The sequence below is a fragment of the Thiomonas sp. 13-64-67 genome, assembly GCF_002282795.1.
Taxonomy (GTDB): domain Bacteria; phylum Pseudomonadota; class Gammaproteobacteria; order Burkholderiales; family Burkholderiaceae_C; genus Thiomonas; species Thiomonas arsenitoxydans.
The window spans coordinates 1-4,164 of sequence record NZ_NCKP01000099.1 but is presented as its reverse complement, the minus strand read 5'-3'; the positions used below and the strand labels follow the sequence as shown (position 1 = coordinate 4,164).

Genomic DNA, 4,164 nt, shown 5'->3' with positions numbered 1-4,164 from the left:
GTGCGCGGCAAAACTTCGTCACCCCTGTCACGCCCTCGGGCTGCTAGGGTGTCGGTTTTCTGTTTTGAGTCTCAGGATTCGCCTATGTCCGTTCAATCGTTTGTCGCCGCCTGCAGCGCGGCCTGTCTGCTCGCGCTGTCGCCTTTGGCGCAAGCCGCCCCCACTCCAGCGGCAGCTCCCGCCGCAACGACTCCGGCCCCGAGTGCCGCAGCCGCTCCCCTCACGCCGATGCAGTCCATGCTGGCCACCGTGCCGCCACCCAAGCTCGATGCGCGTGCTTGGTTGGTGGTCGATCTGACCAGTGGGCAGATCCTCGCCGAGCACGACGCCCACGCTCAGGAGGCGCCGGCCTCGCTGACCAAGCTGATGACGGCTTACTTGACCTTCAAGGCCTTGAAGGAAGGCACCATCAAGCTCAACCAGATGGTGACCGAATCGAAAGAGGCCTGGCAGACCGGCGGCTCGCGCATGTTCATCGACCCGCGCGTGCCGGTGTCGGTCAACGACCTGCTGCTGGGCATGATCGTGCAATCGGGCAATGACGCCGCCATGACGCTGGCGCAGACGGTGGGCGGCTCGGTGAGCGCCTTCGTCGCCATGATGAACCGCCAGGCGCAGCAGTGGGGCCTCAAAGGCACGCATTTCATGGACCCGACGGGCCTGCCCGACCCCGGCCACCACACCACGGCGTATGACCTCTCCATCATCGCTACCCACATCATCCGCGACTTTCCGGCCGATTACGCGCGCTATTTCAAGGTCAAGGAATTCACCTACAACCACATCACCCAGCCCAACCGCGTCAGTCTGCTGTTCACCGATCCTTCCGTGGACGGCATGAAAACGGGCTATACCTCCGAGGCGGGTTATTGCATGATCACCTCGGCGCTGCGCCAATTTCCCAACGGCCCGCGCCGCCTGCTCACCGTGGTGATGGGCACACCCACCGAGCGGGCCCGCGGCGAGGAGAGCCAGGTGCTGCTCAACTGGGCCTATCAGAACTTCGACGACATTGTGCTGGCTTCGCCCGGCAAGCCGGTACTGACTGCGCCCGTCTGGAAGGGCGTGGATAACAAAGTGGAACTGGGCTCCTCGGTGCCGGTGGTCATTTCGGTGCCGCGCGGCATGGGCAAAGACCTTCAGACCAAGGTGGTGCGGCCCGACCCGCTGGTGGCGCCGCTGCAGGCCGGGCAACGCGTCGGCCAACTCGACGTCAGCATGAGCGGCAAGCCGCTGGCGGTCTATCCGCTGGAGGTCATCAAGGCCGTGCCCGAAGCGGGTCTGTTCGGCCGCGCTTGGGACAGCTTGCGCCTGATGATCAAGTAGAGCGCACAGGCTGAAGCGGATCAGACCGCTGCGGCCTGATCCGCTTCAGCCATGCACACCTCGCCGCGCAGCGAGTGCGGGTAGGCCGTGGTGATGCGCACCGGTACGATCTGGCCGATCAAGCGCGCGTTGGCCTTCAGGTGCACGATGCGGTTGTTTTCGGTGCGGCCCTGCAGTTCCGAGGGATCTTTCTTGCTCGGCCCTTCGATGAGCACGGCCTGTTCCGTGTCCACCATGGCGGCGCTGATGGCCGAAGCCTGAGCCTCGATCTGCGCCTGCAAGGTCTGCAGCCGCTTGAGCTTGACGTCGGCCGGGGTGTCATCCGCCAGATTGGCTGCCGGAGTGCCGGGGCGCGGGCTGAAAATGAAACTGAAGCTGGCGTCGAACTGCATGTCCTCGACCAGCTTCATCAGCTGCGCGAAGTCGGCCTCGGTCTCGCCCGGAAAGCCGACGATGAAGTCCGAGCCGATGCAGATGTCGGGGCGCACCGCGCGCAGCCGTCGCACGATGCTCTTGAACTCCAGCGCGGTGTAGCCGCGCTTCATCGCCGCCAGAATGCGGTCGCTGCCATGCTGCACCGGCAGGTGCACATGGTTGACCAGTTTGGGAATACGGCCGTAGGCATCGATCAGCCGCTGGGTGAATTCCTTCGGATGGCTGGTGGTGTAGCGAATGCGTTCGATGCCGTCGATCTCGGCCACGCATTCCAGCAGAAAGGCGAAATCTTCGCCCTCTCCCGAGCCCAGCCAGGCGTTGACGTTCTGGCCCAGCAGCGTCACCTCGCGCACGCCCAGCGAGGCCAGCTCGGCCACTTCGGTGAGCACGTCGACCAGGGGCCGCGAGACTTCCTCGCCGCGGGTGTAGGGCACGACGCAATAGCTGCAATACTTGCTGCAGCCTTCCATGATGGAGACGAAGGCGCTCGGGCCCTCCACCCGTGCGGGCGGCAGATGATCGAATTTTTCGATTTCCGGAAAGCTGATATCGACCTGCGCGTGCCCGAGCGCCTTGCGCTGCGCAATGAGTTGCGGCAGCCGGTGCAGCGTTTGCGGGCCAAACACCAGATCGACATAAGGCGCGCGCTTGACGATGGCCTCGCCTTCCTGGCTTGCCACACAGCCGCCCACGCCGATCAGCAGGCTCGGCTTGTCGGCCTTGAGCTCGCGCAGGCGCCCCAGATCGCTGAACACTTTTTCCTGCGCCTTTTCGCGAATGGAGCAGGTGTTGAGCAAAATGAGATCGGCTTCCTGCGGCGTTGCCACGGGTTCATAGCCTTCAGCCGCCCCGAGCACGTCGGCCATCTTGGCCGAGTCGTACTCGTTCATCTGGCAGCCGAACGTCTTGATAAAGACCTTTTTTGTCACGATGGAAGCGTCCGTCAATTGCTGAAAAACAGCCCGCACTGCCCCGGTGCCTTGGGCAACTGAAGCTGGCTGGCCGTGGAATAGCTCACCAGCCACACGCGAAACACATTGCCCATCGCGTCAGTCTGAAACACCACCGGGGCCTGCAGCCCGTTGAGCTGGTTGCGGGGAATGATGCGGTTTAGCGGGCTGATCACCCGCGCGCCTGGGCCGAGGGTGTAATCGGTGCAGTTGATGCTGACGCTCGGAAACGCGCCAAACGTCGCTAGGCCCTGCAGGCTGCCCATCGGGTAGTTCATCTGCGCGTTAGCCGCGCCCAGGCTGCCCAGACACAGCGCCGCCCCAAGGGCCATCCGACGCAGCAACGGTTGAGGTTTCATGGCCGACTCCTGGACAAAAAACGGTTCGCTTGGCGCGCAAAACAAAAAAGCCCAGGCAACAACGCATGGGCTTGAATCAGCGCCCACGAATTCGGCGCGAAGGGTGCAAACGAGAAGCCTACGAAAAAAACGATGTGGGCTGGAAAACTATGGTGGCGCTTCAGGGAGCAGACACCAAATCAAAAAAAACCCTTAAAAATCAAAAGGTTAGCCTTTGGCAAGGTCCAAAAACCTTGTACTCCGAATTGTACCACCTGGCGAAGCTGGGGACCCGATAGGGAAAGAGGACGAAGGTCCTTCCAAAACTGGAAGCCCCTAGGGGGGCTGGCCCTTGTGGCCGGGGGATTGTATCAGCACTTCGTCAAAAACCCAATACAGAGCGATCTAGACCCTCATAGGGTCGTGTTTTCTTCACATTCTCGGTGCTCCCTCTGGAAGAGGGCGGGGGGAGTTGATTAGAAATCAGTGAAAAGAAAAGAAAACTCTAACCTATCAATATTTTCTTTCAAGATTTTTATAGGTTTTTCTTGTTGATAGGTTTTAAAATGAGCCGAAGAGAAATCAAGTTTTGACTGTTCAAAATGACCAACAATTGCCATAATGATAGAGGGGTGAATATTTAACAAGGTCATACGATTAATAAATGTTGACCTAAAACTATGAAAAACTTTTTGCTCGTTCCTTATCAAAATCTTATCGAGATAAAGACCAAACCTCCTACTACAATTTTTTGAAAAGCCATTTTTTCCCGATTTTAATTCTGGGAATAATTGTTCTCCGTTCCTAACTTTCTCAAAATATTTGATAAAACCTAATTCTATCAGTTTTTTATGAATTGGTATTTTTCGTATTGAATTGAAGTTTTTAGCCTTTTCAAGTTCAATATAAAAAATTCCATCTTCAATTTTTATTTGAGTTGTTTTTAGACTTGCTAATTCTTCAATTCTTGCCCCTGTAAAAAGTGCCAAAATTGGTAGCCAAAAATAATTAGATTTATTCATAAATTCTTGATAAGACTTCTTATCAAAAATTTGTCTTAATTCTTCATCTGTAAACTCTTTATAACTTTTGACCTTTTCTTTTAATTTTGCCTT

4 protein-coding genes are annotated in these 4,164 nt (G+C 57.1%); 1 reads left to right on the top strand and 3 read right to left on the bottom strand.

Translation table 11 applies throughout. The annotated features are described in order from the left end of the window. Positions 1–84 precede the first annotated feature (84 nt). On the top strand, positions 85–1,326 hold the full coding sequence (locus B7X30_RS14935) for a D-alanyl-D-alanine carboxypeptidase family protein (RefSeq protein ID WP_286731655.1): 1,242 nt from the start codon (positions 85–87) through the stop codon (positions 1,324–1,326). A gap of 20 nt (positions 1,327–1,346) precedes the next feature. Here B7X30_RS14935 and miaB read toward each other — a convergent pair whose 3' ends face one another. From miaB to B7X30_RS14920, 3 genes are all read right to left on the bottom strand, one after another. After that, complete coding sequence (gene miaB, locus B7X30_RS14930) at positions 1,347–2,690, bottom strand: tRNA (N6-isopentenyl adenosine(37)-C2)-methylthiotransferase MiaB (protein WP_286731653.1); 1,344 nt, start codon at positions 2,688–2,690, stop codon at positions 1,347–1,349. A gap of 14 nt (positions 2,691–2,704) precedes the next feature. After that, entirely contained in the window at positions 2,705–3,070 is a 366-nt protein-coding gene (locus tag B7X30_RS14925) for a hypothetical protein (protein ID WP_286731651.1), read from the bottom strand. A gap of 455 nt (positions 3,071–3,525) precedes the next feature. Then, the coding region (locus tag B7X30_RS14920) for a site-specific integrase (RefSeq protein ID WP_286731649.1) at positions 3,526–4,164 on the bottom strand (639 nt) is incomplete at its 5' end.